This is a genomic window from Chitinophaga flava, from assembly GCF_003308995.1.
Taxonomy (GTDB): domain Bacteria; phylum Bacteroidota; class Bacteroidia; order Chitinophagales; family Chitinophagaceae; genus Chitinophaga; species Chitinophaga flava.
The window spans coordinates 787,413-804,946 of the sequence record NZ_QFFJ01000001.1 but is presented as its reverse complement, the minus strand read 5'-3'; the positions used below and the strand labels follow the sequence as shown (position 1 = coordinate 804,946).

The 17,534-nt window shown below is 47.4% G+C and carries 12 protein-coding genes; 8 read left to right on the top strand and 4 right to left on the bottom strand.

The window, feature by feature from the left end; translation table 11 throughout:
- The 4 genes from thrC to DF182_RS02970 all read right to left on the bottom strand — a co-directional run bounded on the left by thrC (position 1) and on the right by DF182_RS02970 (position 6,118).
- Positions 1 to 1,296, bottom strand: coding sequence for a threonine synthase (gene thrC, locus DF182_RS02985; protein ID WP_113614197.1), 1,296 nt, complete (start codon positions 1,294 to 1,296; stop codon positions 1 to 3).
- A gap of 18 nt (positions 1,297 to 1,314) precedes the next feature.
- Positions 1,315 to 2,241, bottom strand: coding sequence for a homoserine kinase (locus DF182_RS02980; RefSeq protein ID WP_113614196.1), 927 nt, complete (start codon positions 2,239 to 2,241; stop codon positions 1,315 to 1,317).
- A gap of 94 nt (positions 2,242 to 2,335) precedes the next feature.
- On the bottom strand, positions 2,336 to 4,780 hold the full coding sequence (gene thrA, locus DF182_RS02975) for a bifunctional aspartate kinase/homoserine dehydrogenase I (RefSeq protein WP_113614195.1): 2,445 nt from the start codon (positions 4,778 to 4,780) through the stop codon (positions 2,336 to 2,338).
- A 480-nt stretch (positions 4,781 to 5,260) separates the two neighbouring features.
- Positions 5,261 to 6,118: a hypothetical protein gene (locus DF182_RS02970; protein WP_113614194.1), complete on the bottom strand. Its 858-nt coding sequence runs from the start codon at positions 6,116 to 6,118 to the stop codon at positions 5,261 to 5,263.
- A 418-nt stretch (positions 6,119 to 6,536) separates the two neighbouring features.
- On the opposite strand from DF182_RS02970, the gene DF182_RS02960 reads away from it, so the two are divergent.
- The 8 genes from DF182_RS02960 (at position 6,537) to DF182_RS02920 (ending at position 17,421) form a co-directional block, all read left to right on the top strand.
- On the top strand, positions 6,537 to 7,694 hold the full coding sequence (locus DF182_RS02960; protein ID WP_113614192.1) for a homogentisate 1,2-dioxygenase: 1,158 nt from the start codon (positions 6,537 to 6,539) through the stop codon (positions 7,692 to 7,694).
- Between the two features lie 90 nt (positions 7,695 to 7,784).
- On the top strand, positions 7,785 to 8,915 hold the full coding sequence (hppD, locus tag DF182_RS02955; RefSeq protein ID WP_113614191.1) for a 4-hydroxyphenylpyruvate dioxygenase: 1,131 nt from the start codon (positions 7,785 to 7,787) through the stop codon (positions 8,913 to 8,915).
- Between the two features lie 343 nt (positions 8,916 to 9,258).
- Positions 9,259 to 10,077 carry a hypothetical protein gene (locus tag DF182_RS02950; RefSeq protein WP_113614190.1) on the top strand — a complete coding sequence of 273 codons (819 nt, stop codon included), beginning with the start codon at positions 9,259 to 9,261 and terminating at the stop codon, positions 10,075 to 10,077.
- Between the two features lie 278 nt (positions 10,078 to 10,355).
- A complete protein-coding gene (locus DF182_RS02940) occupies positions 10,356 to 11,105 on the top strand; it encodes a L,D-transpeptidase family protein (protein ID WP_113614188.1) in 750 nt (249 codons plus the stop codon).
- Positions 11,106 to 11,286: 181 nt separating this feature from the next.
- On the top strand, positions 11,287 to 11,862 hold the full coding sequence (locus DF182_RS02935; RefSeq protein ID WP_113614187.1) for a gluconate 2-dehydrogenase subunit 3 family protein: 576 nt from the start codon (positions 11,287 to 11,289) through the stop codon (positions 11,860 to 11,862).
- 76 nt (positions 11,863 to 11,938) lie between these two features.
- Positions 11,939 to 13,636 (top strand): GMC oxidoreductase, encoded by a 1,698-nt coding sequence (locus tag DF182_RS02930; RefSeq protein ID WP_113614186.1) that lies wholly within the window; start codon positions 11,939 to 11,941, stop codon positions 13,634 to 13,636.
- 160 nt (positions 13,637 to 13,796) lie between these two features.
- Positions 13,797 to 15,494, top strand: a complete 1,698-nt coding sequence (locus tag DF182_RS02925; protein ID WP_113614185.1) for a GMC oxidoreductase — start codon at positions 13,797 to 13,799, stop codon at positions 15,492 to 15,494.
- A 118-nt stretch (positions 15,495 to 15,612) separates the two neighbouring features.
- The gene (locus DF182_RS02920) at positions 15,613 to 17,421 is read left to right on the top strand and encodes a glycoside hydrolase family 35 protein (RefSeq protein WP_113614184.1); all 1,809 of its coding nucleotides are present in this window, start codon (positions 15,613 to 15,615) and stop codon (positions 17,419 to 17,421) included.
- Positions 17,422 to 17,534 lie beyond the last annotated feature (113 nt).

Below are 17,534 nucleotides of genomic sequence, written 5' to 3'. Positions count from 1 at the left end.
TCAGCGCATTAACCAGTTTTTGAGAGCTGTATAGTCTGCTGGTAACAGGGTTGCTGTTTTTTCCTTGCCATACAACGACATTACACGCGGTGGCGTATAGATCTCATCTCTTACAGCCCGGGGGGCGGTATCCTCAAATTTCACCGGATGTGCTGTCTCCAAAAACACACCTGTGAGCTCCGGTGCGGAAGCCAGATATTGCTGCAGGCCCAGGTAGCCCACTGCGCCGTGCGGGTCGAGCATATAGTGGTTTTCTTTCCATACCTGCTCGATGGTGCGGATGGTGTCTTTGTCGGTAAAGGAAAACGCGGTGAATTTTTCCCGTAGCGATGGCAGGTTGTTACCGAATAACTGTAATATCCGTACGAAATTGCTCGGGTCTGCTACGTCCATGGCGTTAGACAGGGTGGGGACAGCCTTGCCTGGCTCATATTTGCCATTATGCATAAAACGGGGCACGGTATCATTGATATTGGTGGCGGCCACAAAATGTGATACCGGCAACCCGATAGCTGCGGCCATCATGCCCGCGCAGATATTGCCGAAATTACCGCTGGGCACGGCAAATACCAGCCGGGGATGGGCTGCTTTCATCTGTTTGTATGCAAGGAAATAATAGAACATCTGAGGCAGCCACCGTGCTACGTTGATAGAGTTGGCGGAGGTGAGCCGGCGGTAACGTTGTATATCGGCATCCAGGAAAGCGGTTTTTACCATCTGCTGGCAGTCGTCGAAGGTGCCCTGTATCTCCAGGGCCCGGATGTTGCCGCCAAGGGTGGTCAGCTGCTTTTCCTGCAGGGTACTTACTTTTCCGGAAGGGTAGAGGATTACCACGTCTACGCCCGGAACATTATAAAAGCCGCTGGCCACAGCACCGCCGGTATCGCCGGAAGTGGCTACCAGCACAGTTACTGGCTGGCTGCTGTTGCGCCTGAAGTGGCCCAGGCAACCGGCCATAAAGCGGGCGCCTACGTCTTTAAAAGCCAGTGTAGGTCCATGGAAAAGCTCCAGTGCGTACAGGTGCCCAGTTACCTTCTGTACAGGAAAGGGGAAATGCAGGGTGTCCTGCACGATCTTACGCAGCGTTTCTTCCGGTATCTCGTCACCAACAAAAGGCCGGATTACTTCGTAGCCTATCTCATGGTCCGTATAGGCATGCAGGTTAGTAATGAAGTCCGGGTCCAGGGATGGTATCTGCTCGGGGAAATAAAGCCCTTTGTCGGGGGCAATTCCTTGTACAACGGCCGTTTCGAATGATGCTTTGTGTTGCGGATCCTGTAAACTGAAATACTGCATGCTGAATAAATTGGAAAATTAGTCAATGATTTTAACGCCGGCGGTGTTGATACGGGACACGTATATCTTGTAGTCTACACCCAGTGGGGCATATACGATGTTCATAGTATCGGCTACTTTGCGGGCGTTTTCTTCGCCTTTGCTAAGCATAAACACAGAAGGGCCGGAGCCGGAGATACCGCCACCAAGGGCGCCGGCTTCCTTGCATTTGAGTTTAAGTTCCTGGAAGGCGGGAATAAGGATAGAGCGTACCGGCTCCACGATCACGTCTTCAAGTGAGCGGCTGATGAGGTCATAATCTTCCTGGTAAAGTGCTGCTACCATGGCGCCTACATTGCCCCACTGGCGGATGGCATCTGTCATCAGTACTTTTTGTTTCAATATTTCACGGGCATCAGAAGTTTTGACTTCTATCTGCGGGTGGATAACGGTTACCCACAATTCGCCGGGGGTATGCAAACTGGTGATATCCAGCGGGCGATAGCTGCGTACCAGTGTGAAACCACCCAGGATGGCGGGAGCCACGTTGTCGGCATGGGCTGAACCACAGGCGAGCCTTTCGCCTTCCATCGCAAAACGGACCAGCTGTTTTTTAGTGAAAGGCTCACCCAGCAGATGGTTGACACCTACTACGGCGCCGGCACTGCTGGCAGCGCTGGAGCCAATACCACTGCCTGGATGAATATGTTTGAAGATCTCTATTTCAATACCTACATCGGGGTTATCGTATTTCTGCAGCAGGGCCTGAACCGCTACGCTGGCCACATTTTTGGCCGGGTCCAGCGGCAGGTCGGCGCCATGAACGGCTTTGATCCGTATACCGGGTTCGCTGGTTCTGCGAAGGATCATTTCGTCGCCAGGGGCGTCCATGGCCAGGCCGATGACATCAAAACCGCAGGCTACATTGGCTACGGTGCCGGGGGCAAATACTTTTATACATTCCATATAAGGCTATTGCGTTAATTAATTTAATCATTCCTTTTGGGGCCGGCAACCTGATCACACAGATTTAACATCGTGGAGAGGGCCGTTGGTAATATTATAACCGGGCCGACCGGATAATGTCTGCAAATATGCCGGAGGCGGTGACATCTGCGCCGGCGCCAGCGCCTTTTACGATCAGCGGTTGTTCCTGATATCGGTTGGTTGTGTACAACACGATGTTGTCTTTTCCTTCCAGCTGATAAAAAGGATGGTCGGGGGCTATGCATTGCAGCCCTACGGAAGCCTGGCCATCTTCATAACGGGCCACAAACTTCAAACGCTTGCCGGCGCTGGCGGCATTGGCATACAACTGCTGGAAATGTTCGGCATGTTCATCAAGCGTTTCGTAGAAATCCGCTACAGAAGGAGCTTGCAGACAGGCATCCGGCAGGAAGGAATGATTAGTGATGTCATCCATTTCAATGGCGGCACCGCTCTCCCTGGCCAGTATCAGTATTTTACGCATCACATCCTTACCACTCAGATCTATGCGTGGATCTGGTTCTGTATAACCCTCGTCCTGTGCGGCTTTTACTACTTTACGGAAACTGTTGCCGTTCACAAAATGATTAAATACATAATTGAGGCTGCCGGATAACACGGCCTCAATACGTTGTACTTTATCACCGCTTCTGACCAGGTCGTTGAGGGTATTGATCACCGGCAGTCCGGCGCCCACATTGGTTTCGAAGAGGAAGGAGGCATTGTATTTACGGGCAAGGTCTTTCAGTTGTTTGTAATACTGATAGTCTGATGAACAGGCTATTTTATTGCAGGTGACCACAGAGATACCATGCTGCAGAAATTCGTGGTAGATGGCCGCAACTTCAGCGCTGGCGGTGTTGTCTACAAATACGCTGTTGCGGAGGTTCATCGATTTCACCCGCTCTATAAAAGCATAGAGGTCCATGTTGTCGCCCTGTGCCAGCTGGTTTTTCCAGTCATATAGTCCGATGCCGTATTCGCTGAACAGGGTGTTTTTGCTGTTGGCCATACCAGCCACACGGATCTGGAGGCCCAGCTCTTCCTGCAGGTAGAGCTGTTGCTGCTGCAGCTGTTCCAGTAGTTTGCTGCCTACGTTGCCCACACCGGCCACGAAGAGGTTCACCTGTTTGAGCGGTGCTTCAAAGAAGGCTTCGTGGATAAGGTTGAGCGCTTTTTTTAAGTTGGCTTTGCTGATTACAGCGGAGATGTTTTTCTCTGTAGAACCTTGTGCAATGGCCCTTACATTGACACCATTGCGGCCAAGGGTGCCAAACAGTTTGCCACTGGTGCCGTGATGGTTTTTCATTTGATCACCTACTACAGCTACGATGCAAAGGTCTTTCTCTACCAGTAGCGGGTCGATGCGTTTCTCCTGTATCTCCTGCGCAAACTCACTGTCCACTGCAGTTTTGGCTTTCAGTATGTCTGCCTCGTGTATGCCTACTGTGATAGAATGTTCCGAAGAACTCTGGGTGATGAAAATTACGTTTATGCGTTCCCGTAATAATGCTTCAAACAGTCTTTTGGAGAAGCCGGGGATCCCTACCATGCCACTTCCTTCGAGGGTAAGCAGGGATATATGTTGTATACCGGAGATGCCAGTCACCGGGAAACTGCGTTCCACGCTGCTTTGTATGAGGGTGCCGTAATCTTCCGGAGCGAAAGTGTTTTTGATTCGGATAGGGATACGTTTGTCCATCACGGGCTGGATGGTGGGCGGGTATATTACTTTGGCGCCGAAGTGTGACAGCTCCATTGCTTCTTCATAAGAGATGTGGGCAATAGGAATAGCTTGTGATACCAGGCGCGGGTCGGCGGTCATCATGCCGCTGACGTCTGTCCAGATGTCCAGTACTTCGGCCTGTACGGCTGCTGCGATGATGGCGGCGGTATAGTCGGAGCCACCGCGGCCGAGGGTGGTGGTGTCGCCATCAGGGGAGGAGGCGATAAAGCCGGGCAGCACTACATAATCAGCAGGCTGCTGGGCGAAATATTCTGCGATATTATGGTTGGTAAGCTGGAAGTTAACAGCAGCATGGCCAAAGTTACTGTCGGTGATAATCAGTTCCCGGCTGTCTTTACAGGTGGCAGAGAAACCCAGTTGTTTCAGCTTTTCTGCCACGATTACACAGGAGATCAGTTCACCGTAGCTCATGATTTTATCGAGGGAGCGGGCACTGAGTTCACCTACCTGGAAGACACCGTCACAGAGGTTTTCCAGGGTATTGAGTTTCTTTTTAAGCTGACTGATGATGCCGCTTTGGGCGGTGATGGGAAACAATTCACGGATAGTGTCGAGGTGCCGGGTTTCTATTTCCTGTAATACGGATTTATACTGTTCCTGGCTTTGGCCGGCGAGTTGTCCGCAACGTATAAGCTTGTCCGTAGTGCCGCCGAGTGCAGATACAACGATGGCGAAACGGCCTGCCGGTTTATGTTTTTTCAGGATGTCACAAACTTGATCTATGGCTTTGGCGCTTCCGACCGAAGTGCCGCCAAATTTTAATACTTGCATAAGGAATAAAATTTATACGAAAAGATGTTCCGGGTTCTTCCCTGTAGTTACCACATCTGTGGTCGTTGGATGATATGTGTATATTAACCCCGCAGTGGGGTTGTAATGGTGGTCGTAATAATAGTGCTCATGCATTCCCCGCGGGAGGAGGGAGTGGAGGAGAGGTGATATGTAGCGATTGTTTGCACTATTTTATGACGATTGTGTAACAAAAGTCTAAAATTCTACCGGTAAATAAAAGTGCAGTGGCGATATTTTTAAATAATTCAAATTTATGCCTGTTTTTTGGATAATATTCTGTTTTTGTGCTGTATTTGTGCGTTTTTGTGTTTATTTATTGTCTTTTTGTTGGGTTTTTTGTTTTGGTGAGATGATTGATGGAAGATTTCTTTGTTTGTTTTTAAGACAATTTAATGACAAATAAAGCCCAAAATGTTCTTTTATGATGGGCTTTATTTGTCATGAAGTGTATGACAATGTTTAAGCTTCTTCCAGGGCTGGAGTGTCTGATTGTTTTTGCTCAGCCGGCTGTTGGTGGTGAGCAAAGGAATACCCGGAAATACCAGCCAGTGCCGGCAACAGGTAGGCCATCACCAGTAATGAAAGCGTGTTGTTAAACAGGTAGGGAGCCAGACTGGCCTTCACCAGCAAAGTGAATGGGTAATATACATACCAGTTGTAACCTTCCAGTTTGGAGAAAAAAGCCCAGGCGATGATAGAAAGAAGTAATACCGCCCCTTTTGCTGGTTTGTACCGGCGTGAATTAAACTCACCGGCCTTCTCACTATGATGGTGTGTTACAATGAAAAATGCCAGTACACAGGAAAGAAGCCAGAAGCCTTCCTGAAACACCGTATCGACATATTGCCGCCACTTGCTGGCTTCCGGGGCCAACTGATGATCAAAATTGTAAAGTGGGGCAAATATCCCATTGAAGGTGACTGTCATCAACACACAGTAACCCATCACACATAAAAAGAAAAAATTCAGGCTTCGTGTGGAGACCGATTGTATAAAATCAGCTATGGTGGGCGGTGTCTCCAACTTTTCCAGTTGTGGCAGATACAAAGCGTACAAACCCGTACCGATCGTTATTACACCGCGGACCACTATTGCCAGTTTGAAGTGAACGAGACTACGGGAAGATGTAAATGCATCTGACAAAGACTCGGTGTAAGGCCAGATACTGGTGGCTACTATAATAACACCGCAGCCCAATAGCGTGCCCAGAGCAAAAAGAATCACCAGTAAGGTGAGGTTGAAATTAAACAGGCGTATTGCCTTTTGCGGATACCAGCGCAGGATGCACTGTACCGCCGCTGTAAAAATGCTGTACATGATGATAGATTATAGGGATTTTGGTAACCAATCTAATAATTTACTTGGAAGAAAGTAAAATATCCTTAACTTTAGCTGTCTAAACTTTTTGCCTCTTGTCCGTTTCGTTGAAATATACAAGCAACAGTCAACTCAACTACTACTTTCTCATGGCCACCCTCGCCATGGATTCGGCTCTGGCATAACTCTTCCGAAACAGCCCCTTCCGGCTGCTTTTCCTGTTTATATCGCGTAACTTTGTAATAGTAGATTTCTTCATTCGCTATTGCTGCATTTGCGCACATCGTTTTACCGGCAATTTGTCTTAAACATCAGCCTTTCGTGCTGCATGATAGTTTTCAATACAATTAAGTTTTAGCTTAATCATACACCAAAACAATTTCATACACCAAAGCAATCATTTCAATAACTACCCGTTATGCCACATTATCATAAACTTGGACAAATACCTCATAAACGCCATACCCAGTTTCGCAAGCCGGACGGGGGACTGTATTCGGAACAGCTGTTTTCAACGGAAGGTTTTTCTTCCCATTCCAGCCTCTTATACCACTGCCATCCGCCTACAGAAATCGTAAAGGTAGATGAGCCTTATTCAGTAGCTCCCAAGGTGGCGGAAGAAAAAATGCTGAAACACCGCAGTTTCCAGGGCTTCAACATACAGCCGGAAAATGATTTCCTGCAAAGCCGCAAAGCCGTGCTGGTCAACAACGACCTGCATATTGTACTGGCAGCACCCCGCAAAAGCATGGAAGATTACTTCTATAAAAATGCCGATGCGGATGAAATGATATTTGTACATGAAGGCAAGGGCGTGCTTCGTACACAGTACGGCCAGCTGGAGTTTGGTTACGGTGATTACCTCGTGATTCCACGCGGTACTATCTACCAGATTTCTTTTGCAACAGAAAATAACCGTCTGTTTATTGTAGAATCGTTTAGCCCTCTCCGTTATCCCAAAAGATATCTGAGCAAATACGGTCAGCTGCTGGAACATGCCCCCTTCTGCGAAAGAGATATCAGGCAGCCGCAAAACCTGGAAACAATCGACCAGGAAGGCGATTTCCTGATCCGTATAAAAAAGAAAGGCGTGATCTATCCAATCCACTACAAACATCATCCTTTTGATGTGGTGGGATGGGATGGTTGCGAATATCCGTTTGCCTTTTCCATCCACGACTTTGAGCCTATTACCGGGCGTGTACACCAGCCACCGCCGGTACATCAGACATTTGAAGGCAACAATTTTGTGGTTTGCTCTTTCTGTCCGCGTCTGTTCGATTACCACCCGCAGGCCATCCCGGCGCCTTATAACCACAGCAATATCGACAGTGATGAAGTATTGTATTATGTAGACGGTGATTTTATGAGCCGTAAACATGTTACCCGCGGAATGATCACCCTGCACCCCGCAGGAATTCCGCATGGACCTCATCCTGGAGCCGTGGAAAAAAGCATTGGTGCCAGAGAAACCAAAGAGCTGGCCGTAATGGTAGATACCTTTCATCCGTTACAGATCACAGAAGCAGCGCTGGGCATAGAAGACGGAGGTTATGTCATGAGCTGGGCAGAATAGGAAGAATAACAACACATTAAAATACACAGACAAACACCAAAACAAACAACACCAAAACAACTAACAACAAAAATCTAAAAAACTGAATTTATGGAAACCGCAGTAGCAAACGCTTCCAATGTAACCGGTCAGCAGGATTTCTTACCACTGAACGGTACCGATTATGTTGAATTTTACGTAGGAAACGCCAAACAGGCAGCCCATTATTACAAGACCGCCTTCGGTTTTCAGTCTGTGGCTTATGCAGGCCCGGAAACAGGCGTAAAAGACAGGGCTTCCTATGTGCTGGTGCAGAACAAACTGCGCTTTGTGTTAACTACTTCTTTAGTGCCTGATAGTGAAGTCGCCCGGCACGTAGCCAAACACGGCGATGGTGTGAAAGTACTGGCGCTTTGGGTAGATGACGCCCGTTCTGCATTTGAAGAAACTGTAAAAAGAGGAGCAGAGCCTTTCCTGGAGCCGGTAGTGGAAAAAGACGAGTTCGGCGAAGTGGTGCGCAGCGGTATCCGTACCTATGGTGATACCGTACACCTGTTCATCGAACGTAAAAACTACAATGGTCCGTTCCTGCCAGGTTACAAGGAGTGGAAAACAGTATACAATCCTACTGAAACAGGCCTGCAGTACGTAGACCACTGCGTAGGTAACGTAGGATGGAATGAAATGAATACCTGGGTATCTTTCTACGAACGTACCATGGGCTTCAAAAACCTGATCTCCTTCGACGACAGCGATATCTCTACCGAATACTCGGCACTCATGAGTAAGGTGATGAGCAATGGCAACGGCCGTGTGAAATTCCCGATTAATGAGCCCGCTGAAGGTAAAAAGAAATCACAGATCGAAGAGTATCTGGACTTCTACGGTGGCCCTGGTGTACAACACGTAGCCATCGCTACCAACAATATTATAGAAACCGTGTCTGAGCTCCAGGCCCGCGGCGTGGAATTCCTCACTGTTCCTGGCAGCTACTATGATACCGTGCTGGACAGAGTAGGTAAGATCGATGAAGATATTGCTCCGCTGCGTAAACTGGGCATCCTGATAGACCGTGATGATGAAGGATATCTGCTGCAGATCTTCACCAAACCTATTCAGGACAGACCAACTGTATTTTTTGAGATTATCCAGCGCAAAGGCGCCCAGTCTTTCGGTAAAGGCAACTTTAAAGCTTTGTTTGAAGCCATCGAAAGAGAACAAGCGCTGCGCGGTAACTTATAAATTATCGTCGGCCAAGGCCTTACGACCACTGTTTGTTACAATTTCTATTGAATTCCCTCAAAGTCGCCGGAAGGCTACAACAATTCAACGCGTGACCCGCACCATTTGGTGCGGGTTTTTTATGATCCACTTTCCACCGGTTTTTCTATCCGGATGAGTCTGTTAGTCTGAAATATCTTTGTAAGGCTGTGCTTGCTTTATTAATATGTATAATAAATAAATATATTTTATTAAAACCTTTTCATGTTTTTTTCCGTAGATATGATTGATTAATGCCGACTTTATTTTAACCTGGGTCCACTGACCATTTCTTTAGCATTTTAATTTAAAAAATATCATACCTATGCTCAGCCACAATTACACCCATTGGGTTTCCCGTGCCATGTTGGTAGCCACCCTGGCATGTACTACAGCCTTCCGTGCAGACAAAGGCACTCCCGGAGGCACTTATCTGTATAAAATCTCTTCTCCTGCAGGCCATACCACGCTGGAGTATAATGCAGACAAATCCCTCCGTAAGCTTATCCGGGTACATCAGTCAGAGGATGCTGCTTACCAGGATATATTACTGCCGATGTATGAAAACGGCCACCTCTTGAAAACCTTTTCCACTGAAGACGGGACAGCTCTCACCGGCGACCTGAATACCACCCTGGAATATGCCCCATCAGGTAACCAGGTCCGTAAAATCAGCTACTATCGCAATAATGCAGTGTACACCATCGACTCCCTGGCATTTAATGCCGATGGAAAAATCAGCACCCGCTACCATCTGGCCCTTAATCCTGCCACCAGTGCCTGGGAAATCAGTGGCTATCAGCTGTATTCCTGGGATCAGCATGGCGACGTAACTCGTATGGACAACTTCGGTAAACAACCGGGAAGAGAAGACTTTCAGATGACATCTTCTGTTACTTATAACTACGACAACGGACAAAACCCGCAACAGTTGCGTCCCGAACTGGCCTATGTACTGGATGCGACCGCCGCCAACCTGTCTGTCCACAATATTTTATCTGAAAAAATCAGCATCGAGGGCGCTTCCAGTGCGGTCATCCATAATTATTCCTATACTTATAATGCAGATAAATACCCTGTGAGCGCCACTTTCAGCGGCGGAGTCAACGGAGAAACTGTTAAACTGGAATGGGTGAGGCTCTGAAAAAAACAATTATCGTGTAACTTTACGGTACAATATTACTGCTAACCGTTCCGTTTTTTTTATGAGCTTACAAACGCTGTTTGGAATACTGTTTTTATTAGGAGGGATTTTTCAGGCATTTACCGCGATTCTTATCTATCAGGGGCATCAACATTACATTTTGAAGATAGCTAGCAGAAAGGTAAGTCTGGTAATATATTTTATTTTTGCGCTCTTATTGTTTTATCTTGCCTACATAAACCTGGTGTGAGAATCTTAAAATTTTGTGAAAATCAGATATGAAGCGACTTGTAGTTTTGGTCATGATGCTGTTGGGCGTGGGTACCCTCTCGGCACAACAATCATTCCTGGAGAACCAGAAAATGTTCCCTAAAGTAGGGGAGGCCTACCGGGAAAAAGAAGAAATGCTGAAAAGGGAATTCGCCAAAAAAGGATTGACGTACCCCGCCAAATATATATTTGTCCGCTCTTTCAAGCTGGACAGTGAAATGGAAATCTGGGTAAAAAACAGTGCTACAGATACTTTCCGCCTGTTTAAATCTTACCGGGTGTGTACGCTCTCCGGTAAAATGGGCCCCAAAAGAAAAGAGGGCGACCGTCAGGTGCCGGAAGGCTTCTATTATATCAATGATTTCAATCCCAACAGTAGTTATCACCTGTCACTGGGTATCAACTATCCCAACTTCTCCGACCGCATCCTGAGCGATCAGAAAAAACCAGGTGGTGAAATCTATATCCACGGCAACTGCATCACAGTGGGTTGTATCCCGCTGACAGATGAGTTTATTGATGAAGTGTATATCCTGGCTGTCAACGCTAAAAATGCTGGTCAGGACTTTATCCCCGTGCATGTGTTCCCGGTGAAGTTTGGAAATCCCCGTTCTGTCGACTATCTGAGCAACTTCGCCCTGACTGATAACACCTCCACCGCATTATGGGCAGAGCTGAGAACAGCGTACGACTATTTCGAAAAACACCACCGTCTGCCGGTTGTCCTGGTAGACGATAAAGGCAAGTATATTATGTAGTTACGGGCCAATCACCTGACTGACTGCAACCAAACGAAGATCCGGGCATATAATAATTTGCCCGGATCTTCGTTTTTTTCTACTGTTCGGCATCCATAGCCGGCGTTTCATCAATATTCTATTTGTTTTTTAGATTTTTTTTTTGAAACTTGTCCGAAGGTCAAATCAATTTTACTATTTTATGCACAGAAGAGACGCAATCAGGAATGTGGCGATTTTGTTGGGGACTGCCATTTCCGCTTCCACGTTATCAGCTTTAGAGAGCTGCACAGGTTCCGCTCCGAAAAACTATGATCTGAACAAGCCTGAAACCAAAGTGTTGCTGGCCGAAATCGCGGAAACCATCATACCCACCACCAGTACTCCTGGTGCCAAAGCTGCAAAAGTAGATGAGTTCATTGTGGTAATGATGAATGACTGCTACAAAAAAGCGGACCAGGACATCTTCCTCGATGGCCTGAAAAAAATTGATACTGCCAGCCAGCAGAAGTTCAAAAAGAACTTCATGGACATCACGCCGGAGCAACGTACTGAACTGCTCACCCAGATTGATAAAGAGCGTGTGGAGTACAACAAACGTAAAGACAAGAAAGAAGGAGATCCTACCCATTACTTCCAGTATCTGAAAGAACTCACATTGCTGGGTTATTTCACCTCTAAGGAAGGTGCTACACAGGCATTGCGATATGTACCGGTACCGGGCAAATATGAAGGCTGTATCCCTTATAAAAAAGGAGATAAAGCCTGGGCTGTTTAATCATAACACCCTCATTTGCCGTTGGCCGACAACCGTCGGCCCCTGATTTCTATCTTTCAAATCAAAACGACTTCACATGAACTTAAACATAAAAGCACAGGAGCAGAATACCTACGATGCTATCGTTATCGGCTCCGGTGTGAGCGGCGGCTGGGCTGCTAAAGAACTGACCGAAAAAGGGCTGAAGGTGTTGATGCTGGACCGTGGTAAACAACTGGAACACGTGAAAGATTACGACACGGCCACCAAAGATCCCTGGGAATTCAAACACCGTGGCCGCCTGACAGTAGACCAGCGCGAAACCCATCCCAAACTGAGCCGCGACTACCCTTATAGTGAACACAACGAAAAATTCTGGATCAACGATTCAGAAAGCCCATATAACGAAGTAAAAAGATTCGACTGGTACCGCCCCGATATCGTAGGCGGTAAATCCATTATGTGGGGCCGTCAGTCTTATCGCTGGAGTGACCTGGATTTTGAAGCCAACCTGAAAGATGGTATCGCCGTAGACTGGCCTATCCGTTATAAAGAAATTGCGCCCTGGTACGACTATGTAGAGAAATTTGCTGGTATCAGCGGTACCCGCGAAGGGCTGCCACAGCTGCCTGATGGCCAGTTCATGCCTGCCATGGAAATGAACTGTGTGGAGAAAGACGTGAAAAAAGCTGTAGAAGGCAAGTTTAAAGGCCGTATCATCACCATGGGCCGTGTGGCTAACATTACCCAGCCACTGCCTGGCCGAACCAGCTGCCAGTTCCGTAATCTGTGCAGCCGCGGATGTCCGTTTGGCGCTTATTTCAGCACCCAGTCTTCTACCTTGCCGGCAGCCATGGCTACCGGTAATCTCACCCTGCGTCCGGATTCCATTGTGAATTCCGTGATTTATGACGAAAAACAGGGCAAAGCCACCGGTGTGCGCGTGATCGACAAACACACCAAGGAAATGGTGGAATACTATGCTAAAATCATCTTCATCAATGGTTCTACCCTCGGTTCCACCTTCGTGATGCTCAACTCTACCTCTTCCCGTTTCCCGAATGGTTTGGGCAACGACAGCGGTGTACTAGGCAAATACCTGATGGACCACCACTTCCGCACCGGCGCCTCCGGTACTGCAGAAGGGTATGATGATAAATATTTCTTCGGACGTCGTGCCAACGGTATCTACGTTCCCCGTTATCAGAATATCGGTAACGATAAACGTGATTACTTACGTGGCTTCGGTTATCAGGGTGGTGCAGGCCGTGGCGGATGGAGCCGTGGTATCGCCGAAATGGGTGTGGGTAAAGACTTCAAGGAAATGCTGACAGAACCAGGCAAATGGAGCATGGGACTGGGTGGCTTCGGAGAATGTCTGCCTTACGAAGATAACATGGTAACGCTCGACAAATCTGTTAAAGACGCCTGGGGCCAGCCGGTACTGAAATTCGACTGCGAGTTCAAAGAGAACGAAAAGAAAATGAGGGTAGACATGATGAACGATGCTGCCGAAATGCTCGAAGCTGCAGGCCTCAAAAACGTTAAAACATATGATAACGGTTCCTTCCCCGGTATGGCTATCCACGAAATGGGTACCGCACGTATGGGTCGTGATCCTAAAACGTCTGTGCTCAATGGCTTTAACCAGATGCACGCTGTGAAAAACGTATTCGTAACAGATGGTTCCTGCATGACTTCTGCTGCCTGCGTAAATCCTTCTCTCACTTACATGGCGCTCACTGCCCGCGCAGCTGATTATGCCGTGAAAGAACTGAAGAAAGGTAACATTTAATGATGTAGTTTTGGAAGACTTTAATATGAATACGATTATCTTGATTTAGTAAAATTTAGGAACAGAAATGCAGCGGGTCGCTCCGCTGCATTTCAAATTTTAAATCAGATAAATCTATCATCAGCCTTCCTTCCTGTAACCCAATCTCAAAAGTGAACGTATGAATCTTAATATAAAAGCTGATCAACAAAATACATACGATGCCATCGTAGTCGGCTCCGGCATCAGCGGTGGCTGGGCTGCCAAAGAACTGACCGAAAAAGGATTAAAGACACTGGTGCTGGAAAGAGGTCGCAACGTAGAGCATATCAAAGACTATACTACCGCTACCATGGACCCCTGGGAGTTTAAACATCATCTGAACACCAGCAACGAAATGCGGGAGAATCACCCGATACAAAGCCGTTGTTATGCTTTTGATGAAGCTACCCAACAGTTTTGGGTAAACGATAAAGAGAACCCTTATAACGAAGTAAAGCCGTTTAACTGGCTGCGTGGTTATCACGTAGGCGGCCGCTCGCTGATGTGGGGCCGCCAAGTGTATCGCTGGAGTGATCTGGATTTTGAAGCCAATGCAAAAGACGGACATGGCGTAGACTGGCCCATCCGCTATAAAGACATTGCACCCTGGTATGCCTACGTGGAAAAATATATCGGTGTGAGCGGACAGGCCGAAGGTCTGCCACAGTTGCCCGACGGCGTTTTTCTGCCACCCATGGAAATGAACTGCCTGGAAAAACACGTGGCTGCCCGCATTAAGGAAAGGTATAACGATCGTATCATGACGATCGGTCGTGCTGCCCACCTGACCAAAGGACTTAACGGCCGTGGCCCCTGCCAGTATCGTAGCATGTGTGCCCGTGGTTGTCCTTTTACAGGGTATTTCAGCAGCAACGGTGTAACATTGCCTGCTGCCGCAGCTACCGGCAATCTCACCTTGCGCCCTGATTCCATCGTACTCGAAGTACTGTATGATAAAGATAAAAGTAAAGCTACCGGTGTGAGGGTGATGGACTCCCATACCCTGCAAACGGTGGAATACTATGCCAATATCATCTTCCTGAATGCGTCCACACTGGGCACTTCCTGGATCATGCTCAATTCTGTGTCCGACAGATTCCCCAATGGCTTTGGCAACGACAGTGGCCAGCTGGGTCATAACCTGATGGACCATCACTTTGGCGTAGGTGCCGGTGGTGAATTCGACGGTTTTGAAGACCAGTATTACAGCAGCGGCCGTCGTCCGAATGGTATCTATATTCCGCGTTTCCGTAACGTCAATGACCAAACGAAACAGAAGGATTATGTACGTGGCTTTGGTTACCAGGGTGGTGCCGGCAGAGACAGGGGTGAAAGCTTCGACGGCATCGGAGTGGCATTGAAGGAAGCACAGACCGGCCTCGGCAAATGGGGCATGGGCATTGGCTCCTGGGGCGAACACCTGCCATACTTTGAAAACAAGGTATCACTCAACAAAGAGAAAAAAGATAAGTACGGACTGGCTACCCTCGACATCGATTGTGAGTTCAAGGAAAATGAAAAGGCAATGCGTAAGGATATGCAGGAGAGCGCGAAAGAAATGCTGGAAGCTGCCGGATTGAAAAACGTTCATGGATATGATGCTGCTCCGCCTCCGGGACACTGTATTCATGAAATGGGTACTGCACGTATGGGTAAAGATCCCAAAACCTCTGTACTCAATGGTTTCAATCAGGTGCATGCTGCCAAAAATGTGTTCATTTCCGATGGTTCCTGCATGGCTTCTTCTTCCTGTGTAAACCCGTCTATCACCTACATGGCATTAACAGCGAGAGCATGCGATCATGCTGTAAGTGAACTGAAAAAAGGAAATATTTAAGATAATTACGAATTATCAATTACGAATTAAAGCGAAGACCTTAGCGTATGTACTATTCAACAGCTAAAGTCTTCGCTTTAATTCGTAATTGACAGTTCGTAATTGATAAAAGTGGACTATGAAAAAAATAATTCTCAGCCTGGCATTGTCCTGTTGGATGGGGCATGCCGTACAGGCACAACAAAAACATTCCTTTGCACTCAGTCAGTCTGACTTTATGCTGGACGGTAAACCGTTTCAGATGATCAGTGGTGAGATGCACCCGGCGCGTATCCCGCATGAATACTGGCGCCATCGTATACAGATGGCTAAAGCGATGGGCTGTAATACAATTGCTGCCTACGTGTTCTGGAACTATCAGGAACCGGTGAAAGGACAGTTTGATTTCAGCAATGGCAATCATAATATCGCGGAGTTTATCAAAATAGCGCAGCAGGAAGGGATGTGGGTGATATTACGCCCGGGCCCTTATGTATGTGCTGAATGGGAGTTTGGTGGTTTGCCGCCTTATCTGTTGCAGACACCGGATATCAAAGTGAGATGTATGGACCCGCGTTATATGGAAGCGGTAACCCGTTATGTGCAGCACCTGGCTGCTGAAGTGAAACCCTTGCTGGTGACTAATGGAGGTCCGGTGGTAATGATGCAGATAGAGAATGAATATGGAAGTTATGGGAATGATAAAAACTATCTGAATGCGCTGAAAGACCTGTGGGTAAAGAATGGTATTGATATTCCCTTCTATACAGCAGATGGTCCTACCGCGTACATGCTGGAAGCTGGCACTGTAGCAGGCGCCGCTATTGGCCTGGATTCCGGTGGTTCGGAGGCTGACTTTGCTGCAGCAAAAAAACAAAATCCTAACGTACCAGCTTTTAGTAGTGAGTCTTATCCTGGCTGGTTAACACATTGGGGTGAACAGTGGCAGCGTCCGGGTGCAGAAGGCATCGTAAAGGAGGTGAAGTTTCTGATGGACACCAAACGATCTTTTAATTTATACGTGATCCATGGTGGTACCAACTTCGGATATACGGCGGGTGCCAACTCCGGCGGTAAAGGCTATGAACCGGATGTGACCAGTTACGATTATGATGCACCTATCAGTGAGCAGGGCAGGGTAACGCCCAAATATCAGGCATTGCGTGCATTGCTGGCTTCTTATCTGCCCAAAGGGAAGAAATTGCCACCTGTTCCTGCACCGGTACCTGTTATCAGTTTTCCGGAAGTAAGCTTAATGCCTTTCACCAGCATATGGGATCATTTGCCGAAGGCGGTGCATGATGTACAACCCAGGCCGTTTGAGGCTTACGGCCAGGACTATGGGTTTATGGTGTATAAGACAACGTTGATAGGTCATAAGAGCGGTAAGCTGGTGATAAAAGATTTGCATGACTATGCTACGGTGTTTTTAAACGGGAAATATGTTGGTAAGATAGACAGAAGGCTGGGAGAGAAGTCGGTAGACCTGCCCAAGAGCGATGTAGCTGATCCGGTGCTGGAGATACTGGTGGAAGGAATGGGACGCATCAATTTTGCTGATGGTATCATTGACCGTAAAGGGATCACAGACCGTGTTACGCTGAATGGTATGACGCTGATGAACTGGGATGTTTATGGCTTGCCGATGGCAGAGAAGGATATTGCAGAACTGACTGCTTCCGGAACTGAAGGTGATAAGCCTGGTCGTTTCTTTAAAGGAACTTTTACGCTTTCCAAAACCGGTGATACCTATATTGATCTGTCGGCCTGGAAAAAAGGTGTGGTGTGGGTAAACGGACATAACCTTGGCCGTTATTGGGAGATAGGTCCGCAGCATCGGTTATATTGTCCTGCGCCTTGGTTGAAGCAGGGTGAAAATGAAATTGTTGTATTTGATTTGCATCAGGATAAATCCGCTGCTGTAAGGGGTTTGGAGACTTTAGAATGATGACTTTATTTCCAGGGCTCCGGCCCTGGAAATGTGTATATAATACACATTATACTGCTATTGCTTTTACAGGGTAAAATGCTTAACTTAGGTAAGTTGGTTTTTCATATTTT

Bases quoted from the DNA above. Each gene is read 5' to 3' on its own strand.
- thrC (WP_113614197.1), bottom strand. From the start codon at position 1,296: ATGCAGTATTTCAGTTTACAGGATCCGCAACACAAAGCATCATTCGAA.
- DF182_RS02980 (WP_113614196.1), bottom strand. From the start codon at position 2,241: ATGGAATGTATAAAAGTATTTGCCCCCGGCACCGTAGCCAATGTAGCC.
- thrA (WP_113614195.1), bottom strand. From the start codon at position 4,780: ATGCAAGTATTAAAATTTGGCGGCACTTCGGTCGGAAGCGCCAAAGCC.
- DF182_RS02970 (WP_113614194.1), bottom strand. From the start codon at position 6,118: ATGTACAGCATTTTTACAGCGGCGGTACAGTGCATCCTGCGCTGGTAT.
- DF182_RS02960 (WP_113614192.1), top strand. From the start codon at position 6,537: ATGCCACATTATCATAAACTTGGACAAATACCTCATAAACGCCATACC.
- hppD (WP_113614191.1), top strand. From the start codon at position 7,785: ATGGAAACCGCAGTAGCAAACGCTTCCAATGTAACCGGTCAGCAGGAT.
- DF182_RS02950 (WP_113614190.1), top strand. From the start codon at position 9,259: ATGCTCAGCCACAATTACACCCATTGGGTTTCCCGTGCCATGTTGGTA.
- DF182_RS02940 (WP_113614188.1), top strand. From the start codon at position 10,356: ATGAAGCGACTTGTAGTTTTGGTCATGATGCTGTTGGGCGTGGGTACC.
- DF182_RS02935 (WP_113614187.1), top strand. From the start codon at position 11,287: ATGCACAGAAGAGACGCAATCAGGAATGTGGCGATTTTGTTGGGGACT.
- DF182_RS02930 (WP_113614186.1), top strand. From the start codon at position 11,939: ATGAACTTAAACATAAAAGCACAGGAGCAGAATACCTACGATGCTATC.
- DF182_RS02925 (WP_113614185.1), top strand. From the start codon at position 13,797: ATGAATCTTAATATAAAAGCTGATCAACAAAATACATACGATGCCATC.
- DF182_RS02920 (WP_113614184.1), top strand. From the start codon at position 15,613: ATGAAAAAAATAATTCTCAGCCTGGCATTGTCCTGTTGGATGGGGCAT.